Origin of the sequence: Agromyces lapidis (assembly GCF_009749405.1) — a bacterium.
Classification (GTDB): domain Bacteria; phylum Actinomycetota; class Actinomycetes; order Actinomycetales; family Microbacteriaceae; genus Agromyces; species Agromyces lapidis.
This window is the reverse complement of record NZ_WBIQ01000002.1, coordinates 45606-61073: the sequence shown is the minus strand read 5'-3', so window position 1 is coordinate 61073 and position 15468 is coordinate 45606. Positions and strand designations below refer to the sequence as shown.

The 15468-nt window shown below is 71.5% G+C and carries 14 protein-coding genes; 12 read left to right on the top strand and 2 right to left on the bottom strand.

Features of this window, described 5'->3' with window-relative positions:
* Positions 1 to 186 precede the first annotated feature (186 nt).
* The 4 genes from GQQ93_RS03490 to GQQ93_RS03475 are packed head-to-tail and all read left to right on the top strand — an operon-like array spanning position 187 to position 4987.
* Complete coding sequence (locus GQQ93_RS03490; RefSeq protein WP_170296110.1) at positions 187 to 1380, top strand: ABC transporter substrate-binding protein; 1194 nt, start codon at positions 187 to 189, stop codon at positions 1378 to 1380.
* 4 nt (positions 1381 to 1384) lie between these two features.
* Entirely contained in the window at positions 1385 to 2254 is an 870-nt protein-coding gene (locus GQQ93_RS03485; RefSeq protein WP_157422858.1) for a branched-chain amino acid ABC transporter permease, read from the top strand.
* 1 nt (position 2255) lies between these two features.
* The gene (locus GQQ93_RS03480; protein ID WP_157422857.1) at positions 2256 to 4286 is read left to right on the top strand and encodes a branched-chain amino acid ABC transporter ATP-binding protein/permease; all 2031 of its coding nucleotides are present in this window, start codon (positions 2256 to 2258) and stop codon (positions 4284 to 4286) included.
* Complete coding sequence (locus tag GQQ93_RS03475; protein WP_157422856.1) at positions 4283 to 4987, top strand: ABC transporter ATP-binding protein; 705 nt, start codon at positions 4283 to 4285, stop codon at positions 4985 to 4987. The genes GQQ93_RS03480 and GQQ93_RS03475 overlap by 4 nt, the downstream gene beginning before the upstream one ends.
* 68 nt (positions 4988 to 5055) lie before the next feature.
* Here GQQ93_RS03475 and GQQ93_RS03470 read toward each other — a convergent pair whose 3' ends face one another.
* A complete protein-coding gene (locus tag GQQ93_RS03470) occupies positions 5056 to 5664 on the bottom strand; it encodes an ankyrin repeat domain-containing protein (RefSeq protein ID WP_212277243.1) in 609 nt (202 codons plus the stop codon).
* A 143-nt stretch (positions 5665 to 5807) separates the two neighbouring features.
* Positions 5808 to 6797 carry an SMP-30/gluconolactonase/LRE family protein gene (locus tag GQQ93_RS03465; RefSeq protein ID WP_157422854.1) on the bottom strand — a complete coding sequence of 330 codons (990 nt, stop codon included), beginning with the start codon at positions 6795 to 6797 and terminating at the stop codon, positions 5808 to 5810.
* Positions 6798 to 6944: 147 nt separating this feature from the next.
* Between GQQ93_RS03465 and GQQ93_RS03460 the strand changes: the two genes are divergently transcribed.
* The 8 genes from GQQ93_RS03460 to mnhG all read left to right on the top strand — a co-directional run bounded on the left by GQQ93_RS03460 (position 6945) and on the right by mnhG (position 15379).
* Positions 6945 to 8186, top strand: a complete 1242-nt coding sequence (locus GQQ93_RS03460; protein ID WP_157422853.1) for a sensor histidine kinase — start codon at positions 6945 to 6947, stop codon at positions 8184 to 8186.
* A gap of 32 nt (positions 8187 to 8218) precedes the next feature.
* Entirely contained in the window at positions 8219 to 8839 is a 621-nt protein-coding gene (locus GQQ93_RS03455) for a response regulator (protein ID WP_157422852.1), read from the top strand.
* A 221-nt stretch (positions 8840 to 9060) separates the two neighbouring features.
* Complete coding sequence (locus GQQ93_RS03450; RefSeq protein WP_157422851.1) at positions 9061 to 12024, top strand: Na+/H+ antiporter subunit A; 2964 nt, start codon at positions 9061 to 9063, stop codon at positions 12022 to 12024.
* Positions 12021 to 12536 (top strand): NADH-quinone oxidoreductase subunit K, encoded by a 516-nt coding sequence (locus GQQ93_RS03445; protein ID WP_157422850.1) that lies wholly within the window; start codon positions 12021 to 12023, stop codon positions 12534 to 12536. Before GQQ93_RS03450 ends, GQQ93_RS03445 begins: the two co-directional genes overlap by 4 nt.
* A complete protein-coding gene (locus GQQ93_RS03440) occupies positions 12533 to 14119 on the top strand; it encodes a Na+/H+ antiporter subunit D (RefSeq protein ID WP_157422849.1) in 1587 nt (528 codons plus the stop codon). Before GQQ93_RS03445 ends, GQQ93_RS03440 begins: the two co-directional genes overlap by 4 nt.
* Complete coding sequence (locus GQQ93_RS03435; RefSeq protein ID WP_157422848.1) at positions 14116 to 14757, top strand: Na+/H+ antiporter subunit E; 642 nt, start codon at positions 14116 to 14118, stop codon at positions 14755 to 14757. Before GQQ93_RS03440 ends, GQQ93_RS03435 begins: the two co-directional genes overlap by 4 nt.
* A complete protein-coding gene (locus tag GQQ93_RS03430; protein WP_157422847.1) occupies positions 14754 to 15026 on the top strand; it encodes an MrpF/PhaF family protein in 273 nt (90 codons plus the stop codon). Before GQQ93_RS03435 ends, GQQ93_RS03430 begins: the two co-directional genes overlap by 4 nt.
* Positions 15023 to 15379, top strand: a complete 357-nt coding sequence (gene mnhG / locus GQQ93_RS03425; protein ID WP_157422846.1) for a monovalent cation/H(+) antiporter subunit G — start codon at positions 15023 to 15025, stop codon at positions 15377 to 15379. Before GQQ93_RS03430 ends, mnhG begins: the two co-directional genes overlap by 4 nt.
* Positions 15380 to 15468 lie beyond the last annotated feature (89 nt).

Genomic DNA, 15468 nt, shown 5'->3' with positions numbered 1-15468 from the left:
TCCTCCATCCTGCAGGACGTTCGGCACGCAGCATCCGCGTCTCTGTTGCATAACGACCGCTTGCGAACCGCTCGCCACGCAACGTACTCTCGACAGAGTCGAATTAGTGACCGAATGGTCGGTCATGAATTTGGTCCCCTGCCTCAACGACGAGAACCCCCTGCGGGCTCAAAGGAGAGTTCACCCATGCACCGTGCGCAGCGCCGCCTGCTCATCCCCGCCGCGACCGCGGCCGCCATCGCCCTCGCCTTCACCGGCTGCTCGACGTCGAACTTCGGCGGCGACTCCGGCGGCGACGGCGCCTCGGAAGAGGGCCCCATCAAGATCGGCGCCGTGCTCGACATCACCGGCGTCGGCGCGAACCTCGGCGTTCCCGAGCAGAACACCCTGAACATGCTCGCCGAGCAGCTCAACGAGGCCGGCGGCATCGACGGCCGCGAGGTCGAGCTCATCATCAAGGACAACCAGTCCACCGAGGACGGCGCCGCGAAGGCGACCACCCAGCTGATCGAGAACGACGACGTCGACCTCATCATCGGCTCCTCGCGCACCGGCCCCTCGCTCGCCATGCGCCCCCTCGTCGAGGCCGCGCAGGTGCCGACCATCTCGGTCGCCGCGAACGCCGCGATCGTCGAAGGCTCCGACTGGGTCTTCAAGACGGCGCAGAACGACCTCGTCGTGCTCGAGCGCATCCTCGACGACGCCGAGGCGAAGGGCTACACGAAGGTCGCCCTCGTGCGCGACGCCACCGGCTTCGGCGAGGGCATCGCCGACATCATCACCGAGCTCGGCTCCGAGCGCGGCATCACCCTCACCGCGACCGAGTCGTTCGAGCCGAGCGCCACCGACTTCACCGCGCAGATGACGAACATCCGCGCCGCCGACGCCGACGCCGTCATCATCTGGGGCATCACCCCGTCGGCCGGCCTCGCGCAGGCCGCCTACGTGCAGCTCGGCGTCGACAAGCCGGTCTACCAGTCGCACGGCGTCGCGAACGACGCCTTCTTCGAGGCCGCAGGCCCCGCCGCCGACGGCGTCATCGCCCCGATGGGCCGCCTGCTGGTCGCCGACCAGCTGAGCGACGACGACCCCCAGAAGGCCGTCATCGACCAGTTCATCGCCGACTACACCGAGTCGTTCGACTCGGCGCCCTCGAGCTTCGCCGGGCACGCCTACGACGCGTGGCTCGTCGGCACGAAGGCCATCGAGGAGGCCGGCACCGACCCCGAGGCGCTTCGCGACGCGATCGAGGCGACGAGCGACGTCGTCGGCATCTCGGGCATCTTCACGATGACCCCCGAGAACCACTCGGGCCTCACGGCCGACGCCCTCATCATGGCGCTCGCCGAGGGCGGCCGCTGGACGCTCTACGAAGAGTGATCCGTTGACCGACTTCCTCCAGCTGACGGTGGCAGGGCTCTCGCAGGGCTCGGTGTACGCCCTGCTCGCCGTCGGCCTCATCGCCACCTACACGGTGCGGCACGTCGTGAACATCGCCCAGGGCGACTACGCGACGCTGGCCGGCCTGGGGAGCATCTCGCTCGTCACGGCCGGCGTGCCGCTGCCCGTCGCGATCCTCATCGCGCTCGTCTCGGTCACGCTCGCCTCGGTGCTCATCGAACGCCTCGTGATCTCCCGCGTGAAGAACCTCACGACGCTCGTCTCGATCATCCTCACGCTCGGCGTCTCGACCCTGTTGCAGGCGATCATGCTGCTCGTCTGGGGCGCCGAGGCCAAGCGGCTCCCCGCGTTCCCCGGCAGCGACCTGAATCTCGGCGGCGTCAGCATCCGCTCGCAGGAGCTCTGGATGCTCGGCGCCCTCGTCGTCGTCGGCGGCGGCGTGCTGCTCTTCTACGAGAAGACCCGCTGGGGCAAGGCGCTCCGCGCGAGCGCCGAGCAGCCGGTGGCCGCCCGCATCGTCGGCATCTCGCCGGCCGCGGCCTCGATCATCGCCTTCGCGATCGCCGGTTTCGTCGGCGCCGCGGCGGGCGTCGTCTCCTCGCCGATCTACCTCTCGATCTGGTCGGGGGGCCTGCTGCTCGGGCTCAAGGGCTTCGTCGCGGCGGTGCTCGGCGGGCTCGTCTCGTTCCGGGCCGCGATCGTCGGCGCGCTGCTGCTCGGCATCATCGAGTCGTACGTGGCCGGCTACGTGGCATCCGGCTGGAAGGACGCGGTCGCGTTCTTCATCCTCATCATCGTGCTGATCATCCGGCCGGCCGGCCTCGTGCTGCGCCCGAACGCGGTAAGGGTCTGAGATGTCGTATCTGAACAAGGCCGCACTCCGGTCGAAGACCGGCTTCTGGCCCAACAACCGCGGCACGATCATCGGGGTGACGCTGCTCGCGGTGGTCATCTTGATCGTGCCGTTCACGGCGACCCCGGCGATGATGAACATCGCCGTCTTCTCCCTGATCTTCGCGCTGCCCGCGATCGGCCTGTCGCTGCTCATGGGCCTCGCCGGGCAGGTGTCGCTCGGGCAGGCGGCGTTCTTCGCGATCGGCGCGTACACGCACGCGATCCTGCTGCAGAAGTTCGAGATGCCGGGCCTCGTCGCCGCGGTCGGCGGAGTCGTCGCGGCGATGCTCGCGGCGCTGCTCGTCGGCCTGCCGATGCTGCGCCTGCGCGGTCACTACCTCGCCCTCGCGACGCTCGGGCTCGGGTTCATCGTGATGATCGCGGTGCGCGAGTGGGAGTTCACCGGGCGCACGACGGGCATCTACGGCTACGGCCGGCCCGAGGTGTTCGGCGTCCCGATCGACAACAACGGGCTGTTCTTCTGGTTCGTCGCGCCGTTCGTGCTGCTCGGCCTCGTGCTCGCCCTGAACCTCACCCGCTCGCGGGCGGGCCGGGCGCTCTCGGCGGTCAACGACTCCGAGCTCGCTGCCGAGTCGCTCGGCGTGAACACCTACGCGCTGCGCGTCAAGGTGTTCACCCTGTCGGCCGGGTTCGCGGGCCTCGGCGGCGTGTTCTACGCCTACCAGGTGCAGATCGTCTCGCCGCAGGTCGCCGAGTTCCACGTCTCCGTCGAGCTGCTGCTCATGGTCGTCATCGGCGGACTCGGCTCGGTGTGGGGCGCCATCGCCGGCGCCTTCATCGTCGAGCTGCTCTCCGAGGGCCTGCGCGACCTGATCCCCGCGATCATCCCGGGCGCGACGGGCGAGGTGCAGCTCATCGGCTACGGCCTCGTGCTGATCCTCGTGATCATCCTGCTGCCGGGCGGCCTCTACCAGGTCGTCAAGACGGCCTGGGCGGCGATCACCTCCCGCATCGCCGCGAGGCGGGCGGATGCCACGGGCCCGGCCGGTGCGGCCGCACTCCCCGGCGGCGCGGCCGACGGGGGCACGGGCGAGGCGCCCACGCGTGCGTTCGGCGGACTGCCGGGCGAGGGGCGCTCTGGCTCCGATGCGAATGACGTCGCGGCGACGAGCGACGACGACGCAGAGGGATCCGCCCCCGTGCCGACCGTCTCGACGCCGGTGGCCGCGGGCACCCCGATCCTCGAGGTGCGCGGGCTCACGAAGCGCTACGGCGGCGTCGTCGCCGTCGACGACGTGACGCTCACCGTTCCGGCCGGGCAGATCATGGGCCTCATCGGGCCGAACGGCGCGGGCAAGACGACGTGCTTCAACATGATCACGGGCGCGATCGCGCCGACCTCGGGCACAGTCTCCTTCCTCGGGTCCGAGATCCAGGGGCGCAAGCCCCACGTCGGGGCCGAGGCGGGCCTCACCCGTACGTTCCAGAACCTGCAGGTGTTCTCGTCGACCGATGTGCTCGGCAACGTCTACATGGGCCGCTACCGCAAGGGGCGCGCGGGCATCCTCCGCGGCATGCTCGGGCTGCAGGGCCGCGAGCAGTATCGCCACGAGGAGATCGCCCGCGACATCCTCGAGACGATGCAGCTCGGCGACGTCTCGGGCCTCGCCGCGGGCGACCTGCCGTTCGGCCGCCAGCGCATGATGGAGGTGTGCCGCGCGCTCGCCTCAGAGCCCGCGCTGCTGCTGCTCGACGAGCCGATGGCGGGCCTCTCGGGCCGCGAGCGCGAGATGCTCGCGACGCTGCTCCGGCGCCTCCGCGACGCCGGGCTCACGATCGTGCTCGTCGAGCACGACGTGGCGCAGGTCATGGCGCTCGCCGACTCGGTCGCGGTGCTCGACGACGGCGTGCTCATCGCGCACGGCGACCCCGAGTCGGTGCGCAACGACCCGGCGGTCATCGTCGCCTACCTCGGCACCGACGCCGAGGAGGCCGAGGCCGAGCTCAAGGAACTGGAGGAGCACGCATGACGCTCTCGGTGAAGTCGCTCGACGCGGGCTACGGCAAGCTCGCAATCCTGCACGAGGTGAGCCTCGAGGTCGCCGCCGGTGAGATCGTGACCGTCGTCGGGTCGAACGGCGCGGGCAAGACGACCCTGCTCCGCGCCGTCAACGGGCTGATCCGTCCGACCGGCGGCACGGTGACGCTCGACGGCACCGAGCTCACGGGCCGCCCGACCGAGAAGATGGCGTCGCTCGGGCTCACCCACGTGCCCGAGAACCGCCTCTGCTTCCCCACGCTCTCGGTGCGCGACAACCTCTCGCTCGGTGCGTGGAGCAAGGGCGGCAAGGGCGACCTCGACGCCGTGCTCGAGCTGTTCCCGCGGCTGAAGCCGCGGCTCGGTCAGGCGGCGGGCACGCTCTCGGGCGGCGAGCAGCAGATGGTCGCGATCGGCCGCGGCATGATGGCAGCTCCGAAGGCGATCATGCTCGACGAGCCCTCCATCGGGCTCGCCCCGAAGGTCGTCGCCGAGATCATGAAGGTGCTCACCGAGCTGCGCTCGCGCGGCCTCGCGGTGCTGCTCGTCGAGCAGAACGTGCGCGCCTCGTTCGGCATCGCCGACCGAGCGGTCGTCATGCAGCGCGGACGCGTCGTGCTCGAGGGCACGCCCGCCGAGCTCGTCGAACTGCCCGAGGTGCGCAACGCCTACCTGGGCGGGGCGGCTGCCTAGCGGCAGATCACGCCCACGGCGGTGGATGCCTCGCGAGTTCCGGCGAGGCATCCACCGCCGTTCGCGTCTCAGCCGAGCAGGGCGACGATCTCGTCGTAGCCGCTCGCGCGGGCGTGCTCGAGCGCGGTGACGCCGTTGCGATCGGCGATCGACCGGTCGGCGCCGCCCTCGAGCAGCACCCGCACGGTCTCCTGGTGGCGCGGGCCGCCATCGCCGAGGATGACGGCCTCGAGGAGCGCCGTCCAGCCGAGGTCGTTGACGTGATCGACGTCGATGTCGGTCTGCAGCACCCGCTCGAGGTACTCGACGTAGCCGCGCTCGCCCGCGGGGATGATCGAGATGCCGCCGTAGCGGTTCACGATCGTGAAGTCGGGCTCGGCGGCGAGCAGCACCTCGGCCATCGCGACGCTGCCGGTGACGCCGGTGACGAGCCACGGGGTGTCGCGCCGGTCGTCGAGCGCGTCGGGGTCGGCGCCCGCCGCGACGAGCACGCTCGCGGCCTCGACGTGATCGGCCGCGGAGGCCAGCAGCAGTGCCGTGCGCTCGCGACCGTCGCGCGCCTCGAGCGCGGCTCCGGCCCGGATGGCGAGGGAGACGGTCGCGGCGTCGCCGGCGGCCGCAGCGCTGAGCAGGGTGCCGTCGGGATCGGGGAGCACGGGGGCGAGGGTCTCGGTCATGGTGACATCCTCTCGTGGCGGGACGGACGCGGACCGCGAGGCATCGGGGGCGGGGGACGCGCCCGGCACGCCGCCTGCCGCGCAGCCCGTGAGCAGCAGCGCTGCCGCGACCATCGCGACGGCGCTGCTGCGAGCACTGCGGGTCATCCCCACGGCGAACCGACGATGTCGTACGGACCCGAGGCCGCGGGCTGCTCGTCGAACTTGCTGTCGACGGCGAGCAGACGCCCGTTCAGCATCTTCGCCGTCGTGTAGACGCGGTCGGGGTCGCTCGCGCGCTGCTCGACGCCGAACACGGCGTCGCCGTCGGCCGAGACGCGCATCGTCGCGACCGTCTTCGAGAAGTTGCGGATGACGGTGAGCCGGTTGCCCTGGCGCACGAGTCCGTCGGCGTTCACGAGGTCGGCGCCGTGGGTGTCGATCTCGGAGACCGTGCCGTCGGCGGTGGCGAAGCGCCAGAGCCGCCCGGTGTTGCCCTGGGCCACGACGAACGCACTGCGGTCGGCCGAGAGCACGATGCCGCCGAGGTTGAACCCGGCCGCACGCTCGACGGTGCCGGCGGCGTCGGCCCACAGCTCGGCCTGCCAGGCGCCGCCCCGCTGGGCGACACGGAAGATCTGCGGGTCGTTCGAGTTCGTGAAGTACGCAGCGCCGTCGGGGCCGATCGCGACGTCGTTGAGGAACGCGTCGGGCGTGCCCGGCACGCGGAGCGCGGCGAGCAGTGCGCCGTCGTCCGAGTAGACCCACAGGTCGGGGCGGTCGGGGTTGCCGATGCCGTTCGGGCCGCCGGCGATGTAGACGTTGCCGGCGCGGTCGACGGTGACGCCGCGCGCCGTGTAACGCCCGTCGGTGCCGTCGCCCGCGAGCCACTCCTCGGCCTGCTGGTGCTTCGCATCGCCGCGGTGGATCTCCCCGCCCGTGACCTCGCTCACGTAGAACAGTCCGCGGCGCTCGTCGACGCCGATGCCCTCGAACCGCGAGCCGGCAGCATCGCCGGGCACCGTGTAGCGGTCGGGTCGGCCATGGTCGTGCGATTGCGCCCGGGCCGCCTCGGGTGCGGCCGTGAGGCCCGCGCCGGCGATGCCGGCGGTGAGGCTCGCCGTGGCGAGTGCGATGGCGATGGTGCGCTTCATGGTTTCCCTCGTCTCTGTCACGCCGGGTCTCGACGTGTGCTTCCAGCCTCGATGCGGGATGCGGCTCGGGCGTCGGGCGATCGGCTGCACTTGGATAGCCGATCGGATGATGCCCGCGCGCCGGGCCTGTGCCTAGGCTTGGCGATCATGTCCGTCTCCGACCAGACCGGCCTCCGGGGCATCCTCGCGCCCGTCGCCAGCCTCGACCGCTGGTTGCAGATCGTGTTCCTCGCCCTGCTCGCGACCTCGGCCGTGCGTTATCTCGAACGTCACGGTCTCGGCGCCGACGGCGTGCTCGTGCTCGCTGGAGCGGCCCTGCTCGCGGTCGCATACTCGGTTCGCCCGCTGCTGCCGACCCGCTCGTGGTGGCCGACGGCGTGGGTGGTGACCGTCACCGTGCTGTGGGCCCTGCTCACCCTGGCGGCACCCTCATTCGCGTGGTGCGCCGTGCCGCTCGGCTTCGCCGTGCTGCAGGTGCTGCCGTTCCGTGGGGCGGTGATCGTCGTCGTGCTCATGACGGGCCTCGTCACGGTGGCCGAACTGCGCATCGCCGACGGCGTCGACCCGACCGTCATCGCCGGCCCGATCGGCATCGCGGTCGTGACCGTGCTCGTCTACCGGGCCCTCCAGCGGGAGTCGGCCGCGCGGCAGCGGCTGCTCGACGAGCTCACCGACGCGCAGGACGAACTGCTCGCCGCGCAGCACCGTGCCGGGGCGCTCGCGGAGCGCGAACGGCTCTCGCGCGAGATCCACGACTCGGTCGGACAGCAGCTCTCGAGCATCAACCTCCTGCTGCAGGCCGCCGAGCAGGACTGGTCGGCACGCCCCGAGGCGGCGCGCGGCCACGTGCGCACGGCCGCCGCGACCGCCCGCGAGGGCCTCGACGAGGTGCGCCGGGTGGTGCGCGACCTCGCACCCGCCTCGCTCGAGGGCGGCAGCGCCGAGGCGCTGCCCGAGGCGCTCGAACGGCTGGTCGCGGATGCCACCGCCACGGGCGCGGGCGCCGCAATCGAGTTCCACCGCCACGGCGACGCCCGGGCTGTGCCCGCGGTCGTCGCGGGTGCGTTGCTGCGCAGCGCGAGGGGCGCGCTCGCCAACGCGCTCGAGCACGCTCAGGCGCGGCGCATCGTGGTGAGCCTGACGTTCCACCCCGATGAGGTGCGCCTCGACGTGCGCGACGACGGCGTGGGCTTCGATCTCGCCGGGGCGAGCCGGCGGGGCTCGCCTGAGCGCGGCGCCGGCGAGCGCGGCCACGGACTGCGCGGACTTCGCGAACGCGCCCAGGAGCTCGGCGGCCGAGCCGAGATCGAGAGCTCCCCGGGCGACGGCACGACGGTGTCGGTCTCGTTCCCGTTGGCGAATGGCGCGAGCGAGCGGAGTGCGTCGTGACCGGGGCATCCGGAGCGTCACAGGCGGCGGAAGTGCGCGTCGTCCTCGTCGACGACCACCCGGTCGTCCGCGCGGGGCTCGCCGCGCTGCTCGGCGGCAGGGCGGGGTTCGAGGTCGTCGCCGAGGCGGGCGACGCCGACGAGGCGATCTCGAAGGCGCGAGCGTACCGACCCGACGTGGTGCTCATGGACCTCAACCTCGGCGCCGGGCCCGGCGGCGTCGAGGCCACCTCCCGGCTGCGGGCGCTCGACGAGCCGCCCGCGGTGCTCGTGCTGACGACCTACGACACCGAGGCCGACATCCTCCGCGCGCTCGAGTCCGGGGCCGGCGGCTACCTCCTGAAGGATGCCCCGCCCGAGGAGCTGTTCGCGGGCATCCGCGCCGTCGCCCGCGGCGAGACGGTGCTCGCGCCATCGGTCGCCGCGACGCTCGTGCGCCGCGCGGCCGCCCCCGGGCCCGTCGTCACCGAGCGAGAGGTCGAGGTGCTCGAACTGCTCGCCGACGGGCTCGGGAACCGTGAGCTCGCGCGCGAGCTGCTCGTCTCGGAGGCGACCGTGAAGTCGCACCTCTCGCACATCTACGCGAAGCTCGGCGTCGACACCCGCGCAGGCGCCGTCGCCGCCGCGATCGAGCGGCGCATCATCCGGCGGTGAGCCGTCGGCGCCGGATTTCAAGCTTTATGCAGTTTTAGGAGTTCGGAATAAGGCGCCCCTCAGCGGCGCCGCGAACCCGTTTCCGTGCGACGACGCCACCCGAGCTGCCTCGCATCCCCGCCGATCCGATTCCGCTCTCGGCATATGACGCTCCGTCGTCGCAAACGCGACGCCAAGTAAACTGGGCGGACGGACGGACGGTGCGAGCGCGAGGAGGGTGAATGATCTTCTGCCTCGCCCTCTTCGGCACCCTGGCCCTCGTCACTCCCCTGCTCACGCGCCTCCTCGGCCGACGCGTCTTCGCCGTCATCGCCCTGCTGCCGGCCGCGGTCTTCGTGCTCCTGCTCACCTGGATGCCCGGCGTCCTCGCCGGCACCCCGGTCGTCGAGACCGTCGCATGGATCCCCGCGCTCGACATCGCGCTGAGCTTCCGGCTCGACGCGCTCGCCCTGCTGCTCGCGCTGATCGTGACGGGCGTCGGCGCGCTCGTGCTGCTCTACTGCATGAACTATTTCGCCGACGACGAGCCCGCGCTCGGCCGCTTCGCCGCGCTGCTGCTCGCGTTCGCCGGAGTCATGTTCGGGCTCGTCACCGCCGACGACGTCTTCGTGATGTTCACCTTCTGGGAGGCGACGAGCGTGCTCTCGTACCTCCTGATCGGCCACTACACCGGTCGCAAGGAGAGCCGTGGTGCGGCGCTGCAAGCGCTCACGGTGACGACCTTCGGCGGGCTCGCGATGCTCGTCGGCCTCGTCATCCTCTCGGTCGAGGGCGGCACGACGGGCCTCGCCGAGCTCGTCGCGAACCCCGTGACGGGTGCGGCCGGCGAATGGGCGATCGCCCTCGTGCTGCTCGGCGCGGTCTCGAAGAGCGCACTCGTGCCCTTCCACTTCTGGCTGCCGGCCGCGATGGCCGCACCGACCCCGGTGAGCGCCTACCTGCACGCCGCGGCGATGGTGAAGGCCGGCGTGTACCTCGTCGCGCGCCTCGCCCCCGGCTACGCCGAGCTCGAGGTGTGGCATCCCATCGTCATCGGCCTCGGTGGGCTCACGATGCTCGTCGGCGGCTGGCGAGCACTGCGCCAGTACGACCTCAAGCTCCTGCTCGCCTACGGCACGGTGAGCCAGCTCGGGTTCCTCGTGATGGTCACGGGCTTCGGCACCCGTGACGCCGCGCTCGCGGGCGTCGCGCTGCTGCTCGCGCACGCCCTCTTCAAGGCGACCCTCTTCCTCGTCGTCGGCATCGTCGACCACGCGGCCGGAACCCGCGACTGGCGCAAGCTCTCGGGCCTGGGCCGCCGCATGCCGGTGATCGCCGCGATCGCGTTCGTCGCGGCCGCCTCGATGGCGGGCCTGCCGCCCCTCCTCGGCTTCGTCGCGAAGGAGGCGGTCTTCACGGCCGAACTCGACGCGGCGCTCGCGGGCGACGCCTGGGGATGGATCGCCCTCGTCGCCGCGTTCCTCGGCTCGGTGCTCACGGTCGCGTACACGGTACGGTTCGTCTGGGGCGCGTTCTTCACCAAGGCGGATGTCCCCTCCACCCCCCTGCACCGCGAGAGTCCCGCGATCGGGGTCGCGCCCGCACTCCTCGCCGGGGCATCCGTCGTCTTCGCCTTCGCCGTGCCGCTCATCGAACCGCTCCTCGCCGCCTACGCCGACGAACTGCCGGGCGGCCACGAGTACCACCTCGCGCTCTGGCACGGCCTCGAGCCGGCGCTCGCGCTGTCGGCCGCCGTGTTCGCCCTCGCCGCACTGCTCGTCTGGGGCCGGCAGCAGGTCGCCCGCATGCAGGCGGCCGTGCCGCCCGCGCTCGACTCGGCGCGCGGCTACCTCGGCATCGTGTCGGTCGTCGACCGCCTCGCCGCCCGGGTGACGACCGCGTTCCAGGTACGCGGGCTCGCCGGCTACCTCGCGATCATCGTGGTGGTCTTCATCGGCGGGCTCGGCACCGCGGCGATCCTCAACGAATCGTGGCCCGACGGCGTGCGGCTCTGGGACTACCCCGCGCAGCCGTTCATCGCGTTCATCATGGCGATCGCCGCCGTCGCCGCCGCGATCGTGCGCCGTCGCGTGACCTCGGTGCTGCTCGTCGGCGTCACGGGGTACGGGCTCGTGCTGCTCTTCGGCATGTCGGGAGCGCCCGACCTCGCGCTCACCCAGGCGCTCGTCGAGACCATCACGATCGTCGTGTTCGTGCTCGTGCTGCGACGCCTGCCGAAGCAGAGCGCCGTGCACCCGACCGCGGTCGGCCGCGCGACGCGCACCGTGATCGGCGTGCTCGCGGGACTCGTGATGGGCGTCATCGGCTTCGTCGCGCTCGGCGCCAGGGTCGAGCCGACGATCGCCGAGGGCCTGCCGGCGCTCAGCCTCGAGGCGCACGGCAAGAACATCGTGAACGTCATGCTCGTCGACATCCGCGCGTGGGACACGCTCGGCGAGATCTCGGTGCTCGTCGCCGTCGCGACGGGTGTGGCGAGCCTCATCTTCGTCTCGGGCCGCACTGGCGGCGCCCCGCGCCTCGACGAGCTGCCCGACCGCCGCAACCGGCTGCAGCCCGTGCTCGAGCCGGCGTCGTCGATCCGCGCGGCGAAGCCGCGCCTGGCCGAGGTCGACGACGAGACGGATGCCGCGGCCGAGGCCCACGGCAGTCGCCAGACCTGGCTGCTGGCGGGCCGCACGCTCTCGCCCCGCAACCGCTCGATCCTCATCGAGGTGCTCGTTCGGCTCCTCTTCCACCCGGCGATCATCGTGTCGGTGTACCTGCTGTTCGTCGGCCACAACGCGCCGGGCGGCGGCTTCGCGGGGGGCCTGCTCGCGGGGCTCGCCCTGGTGGCCCGCTATCTCGCCGGCGGCCGCTACGAGCTCGGCGAGGCCGCACCGGTCGACGCAGGACACCTGCTCGGCACGGGTCTCCTGCTCGCCGCGGGCACCGCCGCGTCCTCGCTCCTGTTCGGCCTCACCGCCTTCGAGTCGACGTGGTTCGAGGCCGACGTCCCCGTGCTCGGGCACCTCTCGATCGGCACCTCGACGCTCTTCGACATCGGCGTGTACCTCGTCGTCGTCGGCCTCGTGCTCGACATCCTGCGCTCGCTCGGCGCCGAGGTCGATCGGCACCAGGAGGAGGTCGAGGCCGACCCCGAGGCATCCGACCCGACCGCCGCCGACCGCGAGGGGGCCCCGGCATGACCGCTTCCCTCACCCTCGTCATCCTGATGGCCGTGCTCTTCGGCGCCGGCATCTCGGTGATGCTCGAGCGCAGCCTCACCCGCGTGCTCATCGGGTTCCTGCTCGTCGGCAACGCGGTCAACATCCTCATCTACCTGATGAGCGGCGCGCCCGGCCTCGCGCCGATCCTCGGCGAGGGCGTCGACGAGGGCGAGATCTCCGATCCGCTCCCCCAGGCGTTCGTGCTCACCGCCATCGTCATCAACCTCGGCATCACGGCCTTCATGCTCGCGCTCATCTACCGCTCCTGGTGGCTCGCGAAGCTCGGGGCGAAGGGCGACCTCGTCGACGACGAGGCGGAACTCGCCGAGGACGCCGAGGAGACGGCCGACCTCATCCGCTCCTCCGCGGCCGACGACGAGGCGATCCAGTCGCTCATCGAGGCCAGCGATGAAGAGTTCGACCCGCTCGACGAAGAGCTCGAGCGCGAGGCATCCACCCGTGACACCGACGACGAGGGGGCCCGCCGATGACCGCCGTGCTCGTCCCGCTCGTCGTGCTCCTGCCGCTCCTCGGCGCCGCGACCGCGCTCATCCTCGGTCGCCACCGGCGCGCGCAGATGGCCGTCGGCATCGCCGTGCTCGCCGCGGTCACCGTCATCGCGGCGGTGCTGCTCGTCGCCGTCGACACGACCGGCCCCGCGGTCGTCTACCTCGGCGCGTGGGACGCCCCCTGGGGCATCACGCTCGTCGTCGACCGGCTGTCGGCCATCATGCTCGTCATCTCGGCCGTCATGCTGCTCGTCGTGCTCGTGTACTCGGTCGGCCAGGGCGTCGCCGACCAGCATCGCGAGACCCCGGTCTCGATCTTCCACCCGAGCTATCTGATCCTGTCGGCGGGCGTGTTCAACGCCTTCATCGCGGGCGACCTGTTCAACCTGTACGTCGGCTTCGAGATCCTGCTCGCGGCGAGCTACGTGCTGCTCACCCTCGGCGGCACCGGCGAGCGCATCCGCTCCGGCGTCACGTACATCATCACGAGCCTCGTCTCCTCGCTGTTCTTCCTCAGCGCGATCGCCCTCATCTACGGCGCGACGGGCACGGCGAACATCGCCCAGCTCTCGGTGCGGCTCGCCGAACTCCCGCAGGACGTGCAGCTCATCCTGCACCTGCTGCTGCTCATGGCGTTCGGCATCAAGGCCGCCGTGTTCCCGCTGTCGTTCTGGCTGCCCGACTCCTATCCGACGGCGCCCGCCCCCGTCACGGCGGTGTTCGCGGGCCTGCTCACGAAGGTCGGCGTCTACGCGATCATCCGCACCGAGACGGTGCTCTTCGTCGAGAGCGACGTGTCGACGCTGCTGCTCGTGATCGGCGGGCTGACGATGCTCATCGGCATCCTCGGCGCGCTCACGCAGGCCGACATCAAGCGACTGCTCTCGTTCACCCTCGTGAGCCACATCGGCTACATGATCTTCGGCATCGGGCTCTCGAGCGTGATCGGGCTGACGGCCACGATCTACTACGTCGTGCACCACATCACGGTGCAGACCGCGCTGTTCCTCACCACGGGGCTCATCGAGCGCTTCGGCGGGGCGACGTCGATCACCCGCCTCGCCGGGCTGCTCAAGGCCTCGCCGCTGCTCGCGGTGCTCTTCTTCATCCCGGCGATGAACCTCGGCGGCATCCCGCCGTTCTCGGGGTTCCTCGGCAAGGCGGGCCTGTTCCTCGCGGGCGCGCAGGGCACCGCGGCGGATGCGCCGTCGGGCCCCGACTGGCTCATCTGGGTCGTCATCGCGGCCGGCGCCGCGACCTCGCTCATCACCCTCTACGCGCTCACGCGATTCTGGAACATGGCGTTCTGGCGCGGACGCGAGGAGCTCGAGGGCTACGAGTCGGTGCTGCTCGGCTCGGTGCTCGAGGCTCCGGAGGGCGCGACGGTCACCGCGACCCGCACGACGCCCGTGCTCATGGTCGTCGCGACCGCCTCGCTCGTCGCGGTGACCGTGTGCCTCACCGTGTTCGCGGGCCCGCTGTTCGATCTCGCGGGGCGCGCGGCCGAGGGGCTCAGCGACCCGTCGGTGTACGTCTCGATCGTCTTCCCCGAGGGGGTGCGATGACCCACACGAACGAGCCCGTCTCGCGCTGGCGCTCGGTCTGGCGACAGTTGCCGCTGCTCGTCGCACTGCTCGTGCTCTGGTTGCTGCTCTGGGACCACATCGATGCGCTCAGCGTCGTCACCGGACTGCTGCTCGCGGTCGCGGTCACCCGCGCCCTGTACCTGCCGCCCGTGCTGCTGAGCGGCCGGTTCAACCCGTGGCGGGGCCTGCTGCTCGGGCTGCGCATGATGGTCGACGTGGTCTTCGCCTCGCTGCAGGTCGCGGCGTACTCGATCTGGCCGTGGTGGAAGCCGATGAACTCGATCATCGTCGTGCAGCTGCACACGCGCTCCGACCTCGTGACCACGCTCACGGCCGAGGCGATCTCGGTCGTGCCGGGCACCGTGGTCGTCGACATCGACCGCGAGCGCGGCCTGCTCTACCTGCACGCGCTCGGCACCCGCACGCAGGCCGACATCGACCGCACCCACCGCCATGTGCTCGGCATCGAAGAACGCATCGTGCTCGCGATGGGCACGCACGAGCAGGCCGAGGTGGTGCGCGCCGAGCGCCGGGCTCGCCGCGCGGGCGGCACCACGGCCCGCCACTCCGACATGCACCACCACGAGGCATCCGACCAGAACGGAGGCACCCCGTGACCTTCCTCACCCTCGTCTCGATCCTCGCCGGCCTCATGTTCGGCATCGGCGCGATCGCCGCGGTCGTGCGCATCATCAAGGGGCCGTCGATCCTCGACCGGGCCCTCGCGACCGATGTGCTGCTCGCGATCGCGATGTGCGCGCTCGGCACCGAGATGGCGATCAACCGGCACACCGACACGCTCGTCGTGCTGCTGGTGCTCGCGATGTTCGCGGTCGTCGGTTCGATCTCGATCGCACGTTTCATGGCGAAGCAGGATGCCTCGTGAGCGCCGTCGAGGTCACGGTCGGGCTGCTCATCCTGGTGAGCGCGTTCCTGTCGATGGCTGCGGGCATCGGCATCATCCGCTTCCCCGACGTGCTCACCCGCCTGCACGCCGCGACGAAGCCGCAGGTGCTCGGGCTCGCGACGGTGCTGCTCGCGATCGCGCTGCGCGCGCCGACGTGGGGCGTCATCTCGACCGTCATCGTGATCATGACGTTCCAGCTGCTCACCCAGCCGATGACGGCGCACATGCTCGGCCGCTCGGCGTACCGCACCGACCACGTGCGCCGCGACCTGCTCATCGAAGACGACCTCGCCCGCGACATCGCCGAGCACGAGGACCCGGCGGCGCGCTGAGCCCTCTCGCCCCGTGAGCGGCCTCCGCCCGTCGGGCCCGACGCGCTCGTCGGGAGCGACGGCGGGAGAGAAGGCGGGGCGGCGGGCCC